The organism is Neptuniibacter sp. (assembly GCF_024231755.1).
Classification (GTDB): domain Bacteria; phylum Pseudomonadota; class Gammaproteobacteria; order Pseudomonadales; family Balneatricaceae; genus Neptuniibacter.
On record NZ_JAAEQH010000270.1, the window covers coordinates 59,647 to 75,547 of the forward strand.

13 protein-coding genes are annotated in these 15,901 nt (G+C 42.6%); 7 read left to right on the forward strand and 6 right to left on the reverse strand.

What is annotated here, in order from left to right:
- Nucleotides 1-37: 37 nt before the first annotated feature.
- From GY843_RS15560 to GY843_RS15575, 4 genes are read left to right on the forward strand one after another with little or no spacing between them, the layout of a single operon-like run.
- A complete protein-coding gene (locus GY843_RS15560; protein WP_297310923.1) occupies nucleotides 38-1,474 on the forward strand; it encodes a Wadjet anti-phage system protein JetA family protein in 1,437 nt (478 codons plus the stop codon).
- Entirely contained in the window at nucleotides 1,464-2,129 is a 666-nt protein-coding gene (locus tag GY843_RS15565; protein ID WP_297310924.1) for a DUF4194 domain-containing protein, read from the forward strand. The genes GY843_RS15560 and GY843_RS15565 overlap by 11 nt, the downstream gene beginning before the upstream one ends.
- Nucleotides 2,126-5,656 carry an SbcC/MukB-like Walker B domain-containing protein gene (locus GY843_RS15570; RefSeq protein WP_297310926.1) on the forward strand — a complete coding sequence of 1,177 codons (3,531 nt, stop codon included), beginning with the start codon at nucleotides 2,126-2,128 and terminating at the stop codon, nucleotides 5,654-5,656. The genes GY843_RS15565 and GY843_RS15570 overlap by 4 nt, the downstream gene beginning before the upstream one ends.
- Nucleotides 5,649-6,872, forward strand: coding sequence for a Wadjet anti-phage system protein JetD domain-containing protein (locus GY843_RS15575; protein WP_297310928.1), 1,224 nt, complete (start codon nucleotides 5,649-5,651; stop codon nucleotides 6,870-6,872). Before GY843_RS15570 ends, GY843_RS15575 begins: the two co-directional genes overlap by 8 nt.
- A 26-nt stretch (nucleotides 6,873-6,898) precedes the next feature.
- On the opposite strand, the gene GY843_RS15580 is transcribed toward GY843_RS15575, so the two are convergent.
- Nucleotides 6,899-7,108: a helix-turn-helix transcriptional regulator gene (locus GY843_RS15580; protein ID WP_297310929.1), complete on the reverse strand. Its 210-nt coding sequence runs from the start codon at nucleotides 7,106-7,108 to the stop codon at nucleotides 6,899-6,901.
- Between the two features lie 81 nt (nucleotides 7,109-7,189).
- On the opposite strand from GY843_RS15580, the gene GY843_RS15585 reads away from it, so the two are divergent.
- The 3 genes from GY843_RS15585 to GY843_RS15595 all read left to right on the forward strand — a co-directional run bounded on the left by GY843_RS15585 (nucleotide 7,190) and on the right by GY843_RS15595 (nucleotide 10,813).
- Entirely contained in the window at nucleotides 7,190-8,239 is a 1,050-nt protein-coding gene (locus tag GY843_RS15585; RefSeq protein ID WP_297310930.1) for a hypothetical protein, read from the forward strand.
- Between the two features lie 71 nt (nucleotides 8,240-8,310).
- Complete coding sequence (topB, locus tag GY843_RS15590; RefSeq protein WP_297310931.1) at nucleotides 8,311-9,732, forward strand: DNA topoisomerase III; 1,422 nt, start codon at nucleotides 8,311-8,313, stop codon at nucleotides 9,730-9,732.
- On the forward strand, nucleotides 9,725-10,813 hold the full coding sequence (locus GY843_RS15595; RefSeq protein WP_297310933.1) for a DNA alkylation repair protein: 1,089 nt from the start codon (nucleotides 9,725-9,727) through the stop codon (nucleotides 10,811-10,813). The genes topB and GY843_RS15595 overlap by 8 nt, the downstream gene beginning before the upstream one ends.
- A 50-nt stretch (nucleotides 10,814-10,863) precedes the next feature.
- On the opposite strand, the gene GY843_RS15600 is transcribed toward GY843_RS15595, so the two are convergent.
- From GY843_RS15600 to GY843_RS15620, 5 genes are all read right to left on the reverse strand, one after another.
- Nucleotides 10,864-11,526 carry a haloacid dehalogenase type II gene (locus GY843_RS15600; RefSeq protein ID WP_297310934.1) on the reverse strand — a complete coding sequence of 221 codons (663 nt, stop codon included), beginning with the start codon at nucleotides 11,524-11,526 and terminating at the stop codon, nucleotides 10,864-10,866.
- Nucleotides 11,527-11,671: 145 nt separating this feature from the next.
- Nucleotides 11,672-12,568 (reverse strand): LysR family transcriptional regulator, encoded by an 897-nt coding sequence (locus tag GY843_RS15605; protein WP_297310936.1) that lies wholly within the window; start codon nucleotides 12,566-12,568, stop codon nucleotides 11,672-11,674.
- Between the two features lie 108 nt (nucleotides 12,569-12,676).
- On the reverse strand, nucleotides 12,677-13,102 hold the full coding sequence (locus GY843_RS15610) for a hypothetical protein (RefSeq protein ID WP_297310937.1): 426 nt from the start codon (nucleotides 13,100-13,102) through the stop codon (nucleotides 12,677-12,679).
- A gap of 84 nt (nucleotides 13,103-13,186) precedes the next feature.
- On the reverse strand, nucleotides 13,187-14,776 hold the full coding sequence (locus tag GY843_RS15615) for a GDYXXLXY domain-containing protein (RefSeq protein ID WP_297310939.1): 1,590 nt from the start codon (nucleotides 14,774-14,776) through the stop codon (nucleotides 13,187-13,189).
- Nucleotides 14,769-15,833 (reverse strand): DUF2157 domain-containing protein, encoded by a 1,065-nt coding sequence (locus tag GY843_RS15620; protein ID WP_297310941.1) that lies wholly within the window; start codon nucleotides 15,831-15,833, stop codon nucleotides 14,769-14,771. Before GY843_RS15620 ends, GY843_RS15615 begins: the two co-directional genes overlap by 8 nt.
- Between the last annotated feature and the right edge of the window lie 68 nt (nucleotides 15,834-15,901).

Sequence of the window (15,901 nt, forward strand, 5' to 3'; positions counted from 1 at the left end):
TTGCTTTCAAAGGATTGACCCTCTTAGGAGTGTATTAGTGATATCAGAAGCTCTTTCCCCCGGGCTTTTTAAGCCTTTAGCGTCAAATAAAAATGCACAGGTTTATGTGGCTTGTATATGGTCTCTGTATGATCGGTTAGTGCGCCATCAGCATTCTATGGATGAGTGTACGCCCAAGGAGGCAAGAGAAATCATTCGCAGAGCTTTGGTGCAACACAATCTACAGCTTGCTCCTGAAGAGCTTGCAGACAATGCTCTTCAAGGGGACGTCGACGATACAAACCGTATTTATATTTACCTGCGCGAAACTGGCTGGCTTCATGAGCAAGCTACTGTGGGTTATAAGCGTATTTGTTACATACCCCAGGTTCCATCTCAACTTGTTGCAGCATTGGACTCTATAAAAGAAGGGCGGATAGATGAAGTAGGCGCGACATGTAAAGGCGTATATCTCCAGCTTAACGCAGCCATGCAAAATCCAAGGGAGAACGCATCTCAGATAGCAATTGCCAGATCTATGGCAATTAATTTCTTGAACTCCCTTTCTGCAATGCAGGGGCAACTTAGAGATTTAATGTATCAAGTTACTGAGAATGAGACAGGTCTGGCAATAATCAGGTTGTTTTTTGAGGATTTCCTTAAAGGGATATTACTGAAAGGTTATTCTCATTTGAAAAACGCGAACCATCCGTATAGATATCGTGAAATCACAATACAAAAGACAGTCCATATCCTTACAGATGATAGGTTGATGGAGAGCTTAACTATTGCCTTATGCTCTGAGGATAAAGCTTCAGTTACTGATGTCCGTAAAAATCTAGAAACAGATCTAAATACAATTATCGAAGCTTTCGAAAATATTGATCGCTTGCTCACACGGATTGATGACTACAGGCGTAGCTTAACGACGCGAACTAGAGAGACTATCGAATATATGAGATCAGCATTGCCTGGTTTGGATCAGAGGCTGATAGATTTGATTGAAAAGACTAGCTCTATTTCTGATTCCATACAGATCAATAGTCCAGCAGAGCAGTATTCTTTTCTTAGCGAACACAGGCTACGAAGACCTTCTACACCTGACATCGAACCTCAAGCTACTGAGCTAGAAATACCAGAAAGAAATCCGTACAAGCTAGCAGAGAATATGGCTATGCGAGAGTACCTGGAGCGCAGACGAGAGAACCCAACACGTGTTCATGCATTCTTAGAGCGCCATTTAAATACTGATATGGAGTTAACAACTGATGACCTTGTGATCGAGACAGTTGATGACATGTTGGCTTTTATCCAGCTCCGTAGATTGCTGCATGATGCTGTCCCAGCTAAAAGTCGATACCACAAGTTAGCACAATTGTTCCGAGTTACTCCTATTCCAGATGAATATACAGAAAATAAGTTCTTGAGTGCTCCTAAGTTAAAAATTGAGCGTCGTTCACCTTTACAGAGCAAGGAGGCTTTCAATGCTAAATGATTTATCAAAAATTGTAGCTAAATCGATAGGGAAAGAGCTGGATCCTGACGATTTTAGAAATGCAGCTCGTCTGCTTCGCAAACGTCAATTTTTATGGGCTGAAAAGTCACATGATCGTAAGCACTATGAGTTGATACGTCGATTTGAAGATTATTTCCGTGACCTGTTTGATGCTTTTGATGATGAATTTATTATAGATAATCAATTTGGATATATCGGGATTATTCCTCGCCTTTCTAGTGATAGCACTATGGGGCTTCTTCCAACATTATTGCTTCTGATATTAGCAAGATTACATGATCTCGAAAGCCGAAGGGCGTGCACTGTCAACGGTCGAGCAACTCCCAGTCCTGAACTTCTAGTTGATACATATATAGAATTAACAGGAAGACCAAAACCTAAACAGTCAGATCTGAATCAAGCCTTAGAAGTCATTCGTAAACATAACGTAATCGAAATTGGTGATAAACAAGAGTCCAGTGAAATGCAGGCGATTACGATTCTCCCCAATATACATAGAGTCGTTAACAATCAGTATTTACAGACTCTCGAACTATTTGCTCTCGAGCATAATCGAGAATTTCCAAAAGCATTACATATTGAAGAACTCGATGAAGATTTACCAAATGGTTCTGTGCAGGAGGTAGAGCTATGAATGGAAGCGTTACTACCCACCGTTTGATTCGCATAACCTTAATGAATTGGTATTTGTTTAGTAGTGAGGATCTTGAGGTGGATGCTGCTAGCGTCATGATAAGTGGAGCGAATGGCGCGGGTAAAAGTTCTATTATTGATGCTATTCAAACCGTTTTAAGTGGCGGTAATGAAAATGCGATATCTATGAATGCTCAGAGTAGCAATAGCCAGAAGTCATCAAGGAGTATTCAAAGCTACGCTTTAGGTGTTGTTGATGATCAGAAATCAGGAGGGGGCCTTGCTGCTTGCCGTAGTGAATCTAATACCTATATCGCGCTTACCTTTAGAAGGCCGGATGGTAGTCACTATGCACTTGGAATGGGTTTTTATGCTCGGTCGGGTGATAGCAAAGTTAAGAAACTGTGGTTTGTAACAAACGGCTATAGCCTGTCGTCAATTGACTTTATGGATGGCAGTCGGGTCATGACCCTTAATGACTTCCAGCGTCGCATTAAGGCTATGGACACATCTGTGATGCTTGCAAAAAACTCAAAAGGCTTTCGATTTGATTATTGTCAGTTAATGTCTCAGACCGGTGCTGGCCTCCAGATTTCACCTGATCCGATGTGGCAAGCTATTAAGAACGGAATAGCTTATCGCGGTGAAAAAAGTATTTCAGATTTCATTCGTAGCTTTATTCTTCCGGCTGAAGATCTTGACATTAATCGTCTACACAATGATTACAAAGAACATGAACGCATATTGGATTTAATAGAGAAGACAGAAGATGAAATTAAGTCGCTTAACAGCCTTCTGAATCACTATCGCCTATATGAAACGCGTATGGTTGATAGCGTATGCTATGGGTGGGTAACTGCGGAAGCATCGCTTTCAGCTTTTGATCTTCGTATCGAGCAGGCAGAAGAGAAGCTTAGATCTCTAAATGAAGAACTTCAGGTGCTGTTGGATCGTCAATCAGAAATGGAATCTGAAGAGTCTGAAATAAATCGTAGACGTGATGACGCTCGAGATTTGTTTAAAGGGTCAGATACGTTTCAAGCATTAGAAAAGCATGGAGAGAGTATAAGTTTAGCGACAGCTCGTATTGATGAGTCTGAAAAAAAGCTTCAAGTAGCTAAGCAAGCTTTGGCTAAATTTCTGAATTCAAATTGTCCTACTGGATTGTCTACGGAATTTATAAACAGATATAGAGAGCTTCACACTAACCTTGAGGCTGTTTCAGATTTAACTGAAGATCCTCTGATTCCTTGGCCTGCGCATGAACAGCAAGGGCCACAAATACGCGAAGCGGTAAGCGCTTTCTTTGGGCTCCAACAGGCGTTGTCTGAAGAACGGGATGCTGCAAAAGATCGAATGGCTGAAGCTGAAAGACATTACAAAGAATTAAAAAATACAGTACAAAAGCTCGAATCTGGTGAAACTCCTCTTTCAGAGCCCACTAATGAAATTGTAAGCATCCTAGAAACTCAAGGAATCACAGCGGTTCCTGTATGTGAGCTTTGTTCGATCAGTGATAGTAGTTGGCAAGAAGGTATAGAAAGATACCTGGGTAGAAATCGTGAAGCGTTGGTTATCCAGAATGGTGATTATACTCATGCCTTAAAAGTATATAGGAGAACAATACGCGACAATCGAACTAGAGTTTCTCTTCGCGGCGTTCGTTTAGTAAACCCTGACTATGATTTTGGTTATTCAGGGTGCCCAAAACCTGGCACAGCTGCAGAGTTAATAGAGTCAGATAACGTTGTTGCATTAACCTTTTTACGTGGTCTGTTGTGGTCTGTTAATTTGGTACATACGGAAGATGAATTGCGTAAAGAAAAGCGTGCAATTACACCGGATGGTATGGTCGCAGCAAACGGGACTATTAGCGGCGGAAACACTATCAAAGGGGTTCTGATTGGCAAAGATGCTCGGAGGCGATATGCATCGGTAATGCAAACTGAACTGAATGAAGCCTTAAACCTATATAGTTCTCAGCAAGGGGAATTTAAGCCGGTAGATCGTTTTAATACGTCATTTCTGACAGATCTAAGCAATCTAGAGCGAGACTGTATCCAAATTGAATCTCTGTACGAAAAAATTCAAAGAGATAGGGCGGCTGTTCAGGATTCAAATAAACTGATGCAGGAGATTCGAGAAAGTTCCGATAGTTCGCTAGAGGAGGCATTTAACCTCGCAGAACAGGTTCTTAAAAAATTCAACGAAGAAAAAACCAAGATCGCTGTAAAAATGAGTGACATTGGTAAAGATATTAAAGGTATTGAAACGGACCTTCCAAAAGCTAACGCTATGGTTGAACATTTTTCTACACAGAGAAGTGAAATTGTAAAACATCCTTTGTTTGATATGGAAAGGTCAAACTCTCATTTAGAGAGGCTTTCCGAGTCGGAAATAGAAAAAACTATGGTAGCCGGGGAAGCCGATCCTTTTGATAGTGAAATTAAAATAAATGATGCTGTAGCCAAAGCAGCTCAAAAGCGAGCAGATAGTGCTGAAAGAAATGCTCAATCAGCTGCTGATACTGCCCTTAATGCGAAAATTGATTTCATAACTCGGTTCGAGCCTGTGAACCGGGAGGTTTTAAAAGATCTCAACCCATTCGATTCCCGAAAGGCATTTGAGGCTCATTTGAGTTACCTAGAGAATACTGAGTTGGTAACTCACCGTCATGATGCTGAGAAAGCATGTAGTGAAATGCTAACTACATTTAGGGCAGATGTCGTATCGATCTTGCAAGATGCTTTTCAGCGTATGCAGCGTACATTCAAGCAGCTTAATGATCAGCTAAAAGACCTTCCTTTCAATAATAATACATATCGCTTTGTCTATCCCGTAGTTGAAACCAAGACACTTAAGGATGTTCATGACTATGTTATTGAACAGAGTAAAGCAGATACTGAAGCAGTAGATAGCCTGTTCGATTTCTCAGAGGAACATCCAGCTATACCTGTTATCCAGGAGGTTCTCACTGAAGGGCGTGTTGATGAATTATCAGATTATAGAAATTTCTTCACATACGACATTATGGCTAAGGACCAATCAACCGGTAAAGATCGTCGTTTCAGCAATCTCCTCAGTACAGGCTCTGGCGGAGAACAACAGTCGCCTTTCTATATTGCGTTTGGTGCATCTTTTATGACAGCTTTCAAAGTACAGCGCCGTGGAGAGGAGGTAAACGCAGGTGCTGCAATTGCTGTTTTTGATGAAGCCTTTAGTAGAATGGATGGAAATAACACCTATGCTGCACTTGAATTTTTTTCCCAAGTCGGACTTCAAGCTTTTCTCGCAGCCCCTTTAGATGCGGAAGTTAAAATGGGGCATCATGTTGAGCGGGTTGTAACCATTATCCGTGATGGGCTGTCTGTATTTACTGATAATCGACAAATTAGCGATGAAGGTTGGGACTTGCTTGAAAGTGACAATCCAAAGAGACATTTAGAGTTAATCGAAAATTTGCTTCCACAAGCTAAGAGTCATTTGGATTTAACACAGAAAAGAAGTCAGGAGACAGAGTTTGAATAAGATAACTCACAAGCTTCTGCGTCATTTAGCTAAACAAATTAACCGACCAAACCAACCGCCTGAATGCGAGAGCTTGTCGCTTACACCTAAAAGATTTGATTATTACTTCAATCTATCTATAAAGGAGCGGCTGGGTGTTCATGAGGAACTCCAGGCTCTATTTGACCAAAGCTCATCCGCGAAACTTATATATTCGCCTAGTGGATTTGGTGAGGTTGAACGAATTGATTTAGTAGAAATTACTGATCCTTATGAGTTTCTCAAGTTAAGCGGCGAGAGCTGTTTATATGAACTTGTCGAAAGTGCTTGCAATGCTCTTTCAAAGCTTTCTGTTAGCCATGAATGGCTTCAGAGTATCATTGATAAATCGATAATAGATTGGCGTAGAGGAGTGCAGGCATTCGGTGTTAAACCTAGGGATGTCACCCGCTTAATTGACTCAATTCAATTATTAGATTGGGTAGAAGGAAATAACAGGGTAGCTTTACCTGACATCAGAACTCTGAGTGTTAAATTATTTCATGACTCCAAACGTGTTGAATCTATTACAGGAACTATTGCTCGTATATATGAATCACAGCTTCCTGAGCATTTACAAGGTTCCTCTGCAGATGAAGTAATGGACTATATTGGTCTAAGCAAATTCGCACCTATGATTCGTCTAAAGGGTGATTTTGACATTATTTTGCAAGAAGGGCGTATTAATTGTGCAGATATTATTCCTTATTTAGGGCTTCCTCCTGATGTAATTGAAGATATCCAAACTAAAAGTTCACCTGCATACCTTCTCTTTATAGAGAATGCGACAACATTCAATCGATATACTCGTGAGATACAGGATAATGGATGGGTTGTTTACACGAACGGTTTCCCATCGCGTAGCTGGACGCCGGTGTTCAGAAGCCTTGCTACTCAAGCGGGCGTAACTACTCCTATTTTTCATTGGGGGGATGTGGATATTGGAGGGTATAGAATTCTGATGCATATGCAGGCTATTTTAAATATTGATATTAAACCGTTTCGCATGCTACCAGAGGTAGGTCAGGGAACTGGTTCTAAATCAATATCTATTAGGAGCTTACGTTCAACTCTTCATGGGACTGAGTCGGAATCTATCAAAGAGCTTGAGATGTTATTAGAGAAGCTAGAAGAGAAGAGTGATTTCGTTCCATGGGTAGAGCAGGAGCAACTAGATTTAAAATCTCCCGTTGAATAGATAATCTTATTTAGAGAGTGGTCCTTTTAGTCAAAGAGATTAGAAGGGCGAACATCGAGAGCTTTAGCTATTTGGTAGATTTTAGTTAGAGTAATGTTCTTCTCACCACGCTCAATATGGCCCATGTAGCTTCTATCGATATCAGCTAATGCAGCAAGACTTTCTTGAGATAACCCTTTCTCCTTACGAATGGCACGAATTCGTTGCCCAAAAGCCACTAACTGCTTATCTCGCATAACTGTTCTACCCAAAAGATAGAACTATCATGTTCAGATGCTTATAATTCCACGGACTATAATTCTCATTTTGGAGTGGGTTTGCATTACGATACAGAAAATAGCCTTAATGTCCCTGATGAGACATTAGAAGACATAATATGTTTGGTAGCTGTGATCTACAGCCTCTTTGATAGCGATATTGAAGGTTTTCTGGGCTTACCTTCACATAATGGACGTGGGTTGAAGTTATCCCCCTCAGCAAGCTTGGATGAGGCTATTGTTGAACGGCTAATAGAACGAAATGCTCTCCGGTCGGTTGAGAGCGCTTCCTGTGATGGGAATCCACTATATAGAGAAGGAACACTACAGCTGGTAATACCAGAAGGTGTATCAGATGCTAGTGATTATTTATCTTCCTTGGAGTCTTCTTTGTCAGCATCTAAGCCTTCGAGGAAGAATGCTGCTGTTGTTAAGCTTTGTGAAGAAATTGCAATTCATGAATGTCTAGCTTTCTTCGACTATGCGATGAACTATCATCATATATCTTTTAAGGTCGGAAAAAGAACAAGGTCAATTATAGTCCGTGGTCTTAAGAGCTACAGTGTTGGCCAGATTTGTAGCTTAATATGGTCTGTTGTCAAAGGATGTGTAACTGCAAGAAAGACCAGGACAAAATCATATCATCACATGATTAAGTATGCAGATCTTGCACTGGGAAGGATGATTGATAAGGCTATTGTTGAACCCTGGTCAGTGCAGCAGTTCAAAAGAGTTGCACCGCTCCCTCAGTCGCAGTTGAGCTATGTTATCTTCTCAATGATTCTGAAGACAAAAGGTGATGGCTATGGCTTTTCGCTTGTTTGTCCTGAAAATTCCATGAGACAGGAAAGACAAGTTATAGAACAAATACAGCCCTATGACCCGCTTGAAAATATTAAAGATAGGGATGATCTGTATATCTTTCTTCAAGACACTTTAGCTACAGGTAATTCTAGTTATATATCGACAGTTACAAATAGGCTTGTACCAATCGCTGAGAATGTTACAGGGTCTAAGATCAATCCAGGTAATGACTGTAGAAGTTCTCTGAAACTCTTCCTAGAGCTAGTGAAATTATTGGATTGTAAATTAGAGGTGTCGAAACAATAGAAGGGCGGTATAGTTTATAACTATTGCTATTAAGGAACCGACCATGAACGCGTCCAACCAAGGAGATGGTATTGCAAGTCAGTTGTTTCAGTGAAGAACGAATTGGTAGCAACGGTTGGGTGATTGACACAAAAGAGCCATATTTGGCTAAGAAAGGTAAAGTGCAGACTCCGGTACTGGGGTTGGTTGTTCGGCGTGATATGGCGATTGAGGAGTTTGTTTCCAAGCCTTTCTATGAGGTGCTGGCCCACCTTCATACACATAAGAATGAGGCTTTTACTGCCAAATGGAAACCGAGCGAAGCTTGTCAGAAATGGCAGGATGAGGAGGGCCGGGTTCTGTCTAAACCTCTGGCAGAGAATGTAGTAGGGCGGATCACGGGCCAACCCGGAAAGGTTATCTCTATTGAGAAAAAGCCGAAGAAGAATCCGCCGCCGCTGCCCTATAATCTCTCGGCTTTACAGATAGATGCCAATAAGCGTTTTTCAATGAGTGCTCAACAGGTTTTGGACACCTGTCAGGCGCTATATGAAAAGCATAAGCTGATCACTTATCCTCGTTCAGATTGTCGTTACCTACCAGAAGAGCATTTCAGAGAGGCGGATGCTGTTGTATCAGCCATAATGGGGCACTGCAATGCATTTTCTGATGCACAGAATGCGCTTGATTTGCAGAAGCATAGTAAAGCCTGGAACGATAAAAAGGTGGAAGCCCACCACGCCATTATCCCAACTCAAAAGAGAACTAACTTCTCCTCTCTGGCAAAAAACGAACAACAGATCTACGAGCTTATTGCCCGTCAGTATCTGATCCAGTTTATGGATGATCATCGTTATAACGAAACTAACTTGGTAGTCGATATTGCTGGTGGCATTTTCACAGCACGGGCAAAACAGATAACTGAGCAGGGCTGGAAACAGCTCTTCCCAAGCAACAGTAAAAACTCTGATGAAACAGAAAGCCTGCTGCCTGATCTAAAAGAGGGTGATCAGCTGATCTGTGAGAAGGGGGAGCTGCTGGAGAAAATGACTCAGCCCCCTAAACACTTTACTGATGCAACATTACTCGCAGCCATGACGGGTATCTCTCGTTATGTTGAAGACCCAGACGTAAAGAAGGTGCTTAAAGAAACCGACGGTTTAGGCACCGAAGCAACCCGTGCAGGGATTATTGAGCTGCTTTTTAAGCGTAAATTCCTGAGCCGTAAAGGCAAAGCGATACACAGCACGGAAACAGGAAGAGCGTTGATTAATTCACTTCCGGGTAGTAGCTCTAAGCCTGATATGACTGCGCAGTGGGAGCAGTCGTTGGATAAGATAAGCCATAAGGAACAGAGCTATCAGATGTTTATGGGGGAGTTGTCTCAGACGTTGAAGCAGTTGGTTGATTATGCGGTCACTATGAATACCGATACATTAAAAAACTTACCCGCTCCTCCAGCTAAAAAAGGTAAACGCCGCAACTATAAAACCAGGAAGAAAAGTAATGCCTGAAGCACTCAAGGATGTCTATGATCAGTTATTCATTGAGCGGGTAGCGACGGAGTTCCGCAAATGTCATCCTGCTTTTAATTCTGCAGAATTTGTAGCTCGTGTTTTTGATGAAGAATGGAATGATCGAGAACTGAAAGCCCGAATGTCCCATATTCGTGTCTGTATTCACGAGATACTTAATTTACCTTACCCGGATGCCATAAAAGTTCTCTGTGAAGCTGCGCCTGAATTCAGAGGTTATGAAGCGCTGTTTTTTCCTGATTATGTTGAGGCTTACGGATTTGATGACTGGGAGACCTCCATACCTGCACTAGAATGGTTGACCCGGTTTTCCAGTTCTGAATTGGCGGTAAGGCCTTTTATCCTGTTGGATCAGGAGCGGATGATGGCTCAGATGCAGAAGTGGAGCAGGGATGAAAATTATCATGTCCGCCGATTATCTTCTGAAGGATGTCGTCCGAGGCTACCCTGGGCTCAGGCTTTACCTGAGTTTAAAAAAGATCCATCGCCGATCCTGCCGATCCTGAATCAGCTTAAGCAAGATAGTAGTGATTATGTGCGTCGAAGCGTGGCTAACAATCTCAATGATATCGCTAAAGATAACCCTGAAATAACCATTGAATGGTCTAAGCAAAATAGTGGGCAACACAAAGATACTGATTGGATCGTTAAACATGCATGCCGCACCTTGCTAAAGCAGGCACATCCCGAGGTGATGGCTTTGTTTGGCTACAACTCGGATGAGAATGTACAGGTTGAAGAATTGCTGTTGAATACCCCGGAACTGAAGATCGGAGAGACGCTTGAATTTGGATTTGAGTTACAAACAGCTGCTGGCGAACTGGGGAATATCCGGCTGGAATATATGATTGATTATCTTAAGTCCAACGGGAGTTATAACAGTAAAGTATTCAAGATCTCTGAGGGGGTATTAAATACTTCCAGTAAATCAGTCACCGCAAAACAAAGTTTTCGCCAGATGAGTACTCGGACCCATTACCCTGGTGAGCACAAGCTGACAGTCCGGGTGAATGGTGTAAATAAAGCAGAAGCGAGCTTCCAGTTATTAGAAAACGTATAGGCTCTTATTTAAGCTGAAGAGTGAAGCTTAAGAGCTTTAAGGTTTAAGATCTAAAACTGTTCGCTGAGTTCGATAAGACTGGTGACGGAGATGTCAGGTGTACAACCCCAAGGGTCCATTATTTTGCGACTATTTCTTTTGATCCAGCCTGTATTAAAACCAAATTTGTAAGCTCCTAAAACATCAAAAGCGTTCCCGGATACTAACCAGCTATTCTCAGCCGTTGAATCGGTGCGTTCCAGGAAATGGGTGTAGATTTCAGGCGAAGGTTTATAGGTCTGGATCTCATCCACACTGATGATGTCGAGGAAATATTTTTCTATGCCAGCATGAGTGAGAAGGTTTATTACCCCTTCAGATGTTCCGTTGGATAGGGCATAAATTTTGATACCTTTATCCCTCAAAGCTTCAAGTGCTGGAGCGACATCTTCATATGCAGGAAGAATTTTATAAGTATCAAGAAGTTGCTGCTTAGCTTGTTTGCTGAGCCCTGTGTTCATTAACTCATCGGTGTACTCTAACGCCTGGGCAGTACAGATAGGAAAAGGGACGTAGTCATGCATCAGTCCTCTGCGAAACGAGTATTCCAGCTGTTTATCTCGCCACAGCTGTGAAAATACAGGTGCCAGACCACCCACCATGGTTTCAAGCTCGTTCGCAATGCCTGCGGTATCGATGACGGTATCGTAGATATCAAATGCAATTGTTGTCATTGTTTTTTTATTTTTATATATGCGCCCACTTAGTTTCTCAGTGTGTGCAATAAATCATAAAACTGCAATATTTATGTGTTTAAAGGCAGTCTTATTAATAGGATGAGAGAACAGGTTTAAACCCAACCTCTCATGAAAAATTTGCTCAGCTCTGAGCAAGCCAAGGGTGATCTTTCAGGCTTTCAAGCATGTGATCGATAAACAAACGCACTTTCGGATTCAAATGTCTCCGGCTTGGATAGAGCGCATGAATTTCAATTAGTGGAGTTTGATAATCGGTAAGGATCTCTTTCACCTCTCCAGAGGCAACATCATCACGGCAAAATGCCTCTGGCATACGGGCAATACCGAGATCTTGTTTTATCATCTGGCGACAGAAGCTGAGGCTATTGGCTCTGATTCGGTAGCTGAGATTGATAGGTTGCCCGTCGTTCCAGTTGGTAAAAGCCCAGCCCTGTGTGTTGAGCATTGTGCCGATGCATTCGTGGTTAACCAGATCATCCGGTGTTTCCGGTTCCCCATGTTGTTCCAGATAATGTTTACTGGCGAAGAGTTTTATCCGGGTGTTAGCTATTTTCCTGCCGACCAGACTTGAGTCTGACAGTTCGCCAACGCGAAGTGCCAGGTCGATACCTTCCTCAACGAGGTCCACAACTCGGGGGCTAAGTTCAATATCGATCTGGAGCTGAGGGTATTTTTTAATAAACGAAGCCACCACATCGTTCATGATAAAAATGCCCATCTCTGGTGGCATGGTGATGCGCAGACGGCCTTTAGGTTCTTCCTGTTTGGACGTGACGTAATCTGCTGCGTTTGTCATCTCATCCAGAAGAGGCTGGCAGCGATCAAATAACTCCTGACCTTCGTCGGTTAGGCTCAGTTTGCGGGTGGTGCGTTGTAGCAGACGAACACCCAGCTCATCTTCTAGCTGCGCTATTCGGCGGCTGATCGTGGATTTTTGTATCCCGAGTTTGTCTGCAGCTGAGGTAAAGCTGTTGTGTTCTACTACCTGGATAAAAAGGCGTACATCATTAAGATTCATAGACAGGGGTAAGTTATCTTGGTGTAAGAGGGGAAAAGACGCGTCTGATCCCCAATATTTCCCAGATTAAAACTCTGGGGTAGAGAGCATGATATTTCTGAGGTCACGTTAGTTACAAGTACCTTGTGTTGTCAGCGTAACCGAAGGTGTGGTTGTTTTAACGTTAGTGAAAGTCATATCACTTTTGTTAATGGTCAGTACGGTTGTATCCATACCACCCATCACCGGATCTTTTGCTGTTCTGCTGAGTTTGATAGTGCTATTGCTTTGATCTACGCCAAAACCGGAAACACCATTAACTGTACCCATAGAACCATTGATCTGTACTTGATAACTACAACGTCCTTCAGGGCAATTGCGGATGTTAGGTTGTTTCATAAATGGGGCTGTATAACTTGCCTGGGTGTAGCTGCATGAATAATTCATACCTTCTGCGAATCCATTGGCAGAAAATAGCAGAACAGAACTGACCCCAAGGCCTGTTAATACCTTATTGAATACACCATTGAATGCACTGCGTAATGTAACTTTCATGTTGTCCCCCATTGCGTCTGTTATCAAGTGTAGGGTAATACCTGAAACCTTTCTAGCGCTTTGTTTTAGAAGCTTTTCCACAAACTATGGTGAATTAACCCCTAGCGTCATAAATTTACTGTCTTGTAGTGAATGCAGTAACAGTTCCCCGTTCTTTGCTACTTTAAATACGCCATATTTTGCTTGCTGGAACAGATCCGCTTTACCTTCTTCAAAGAAAAATGCATTAGTGGCAAATTTTACCTGACCATTGCGTATCCGATATCGTAGGGCTATCTGATTGTTTTCTCCCTCAGCTGAAGGCGAGAGCGCTACAAACTGAGCAATACTGTTCTTATCCAATGTGGCTAGGAGATAACCATCAGTTAATTCATCATGCAGGCTACGATTAAATGCCTGATTAGTGATTTTAAATCTTAGGCGCATATAGTCACCTTGCATAAGGGATCGGGGATCAACGGGTGCCAGTTCAAGAAGAACAGTTTCCCCCTGCGCCAGATGATTCTCTTTCTGGGAGATATTTAGATTAACGCTTCCCAGGATAATGATCACTGTTAACAGTGATAACCATTGCCTACGCTGCAGTGGTGATGAGTTAAAAATCGATTGTTTCTTTTGTGAGGGTGTTAGCCTCTGGGCTATCCAGTAGCAGAACAGGCAAACCGTTCCCATTGTTGCCAGATAATAGGATTTGGTAAGCAGGGTTTCCTGAAGATTGTAGTAATACCAGGAGATAAAGCTTATCAAGGCAATAAGACCCAATCCGATCAAGCTGGATCTTTCACGGTGAAACCCCACTAGCAGTATCAGTAATGCACTACTCAGACCAGGAATAAATGAGCTGACAGCCAGTAATAGAAGTAAAGCAGCCAAAGAGGCGATGCCCACAACTGATCTTAGTTCTAGCTGCTGCTCTTCGAAGATGACTTTCACCAGATAGAGACAAGAAAGAGAGAGAAGGATAGCGCCAATAATTGGCCCCTTTTGCTGTAGAAAGCCTCCTCTATATGTTGAGCTGAAACCTAAAATCTCATTCTGGAACAGAGCATGGCCGCTGAATTGGATAAGTGAAATTGCAAATCCATATCCGATAGGAATCAATATGTTTGTATACCGGTACCAGCTACGATCTTTGATCCAAATAAGGGTGAAAAGAAAAGCCGCGATGGCACTGTCCAGACCAAATATGCCGAGTCGGTTAAAACCCCAGAACAGCGCAACCATAGCGAACCAGCTGCTCAGAACCCGGTGTAAAAAACTGGGCATGACCACAGCGAGCGTTGCCTGAAACGCTGATAGAGTAAGGTATACACTGATCTCTCGATCGTTAAACAACTCAAACAGTCCCCAGGTGACCATAAATTGACCACACAAACTGATGGCAAGAGCAAGCTGGTCATAGAAAGCTGAAACTGGTTTTGCACGGTAAATGAGATAGGCTGCAACAGTGCAGAATAAGCCGGCGATTAAGAGTAGGACTTCGTTATCGTAGCGAAATAGCCAGCTGAACATGGAAGCCACAAAACCCAGCATAAACAGAGCTGCAAACCAGCCAGCAAACCCCTGCATTACTTTGATAAACCAAGGGCTGTGTTGCTGCTGAGTTTCAGGGGCGGGCCCAGATACCAACTTATTCTGTTCTAACTTCTGCCAGAGCTGATCTGCGTTATTCATCAGATTGTGCTCCCTGAGGCAGTTTATTTTCATTGTAAAGCTGTTTAAGCCAGACACCTGCTGCTGTAGATGAACCGATAATGACGAGGCTAATGAACAGGAACGCACCTCCATCAAAGGCATCACCAAATATCTTAATTAGCAAACCACTCATCACAACGATAAGGCTTGTTGCTATGCCTGAAAGAACTAGAAGATCCAGATACCTGTATCTGTAATAGTAAAAGGCTGTACTGATCCATATCAGATAGCAGAGCCCGGCCCAGCCCATATCTTCGTGGTCGAATATGGACCAGAGTGCCAGCCAACTTAGTAATGCGCCGGAATGGATGATGATAATTTGACTGGCAATACGGTTTTGAATCAGCTTTTTGCTGTTGTGATAGCCACATTCAAGAGAAACAAAAAAGAAAGTATTTAAAGCCGAAAACAGAATAATCAGCTCTTCGTCTCTGAAAAGAAAACCAAGCAGCCCCCGGAATGTTTGCAGATAAAGGAGAATTGAGAGGTTGATCAAACCTACCCATATCAGCCAGAGCAGACTGGAGCGATGCAGCAAAACCCAAGGTGTAATGAATAGTGCCCATATCGCGAAGAGTTGCCAGGGGTCTGCACCTGTTTGGTAGATCTGTCCAACCAGAGCCAGGAGCGCGCCGACCAGAAGTGTTAACAAAGTCACCGTGGCCAGTGATAGTTTACTTTGGGGTTCAGCTCTAACATAAAATAGAGCCGTTATTATGATTAGGCCCTGTATCGAAGCAAACTTTGTGAAATTACTGATCTCTTGCCAGTTAAAGGCAAAAAAGAAAATGACGCCAGCACCAACAGCGATAAAGCCCAGCCAGAGTAATAGGTTGGATATAAATTTGGACCAGCTTTGATTTGAAGGCGTAGCCTGAATCAACTGCAGAGCATGATCAAGGTCTTCTGCTTTAATCAGGCCTTGTGCGGCCCATTGCAGCAAGGTTTGTCTGTCTGAGGAACTGCTTACAGAGTTAAATGGCGAGTTATGTGTAGAGCTATGCGAAGCACTATCCGTGAATTGCTTTTCTGACATGGGCGGCATCCAGCCAAGAGTACATAATTGTTCTCTTAACTATCACCCACCCATTTCAGTCTGTCAAA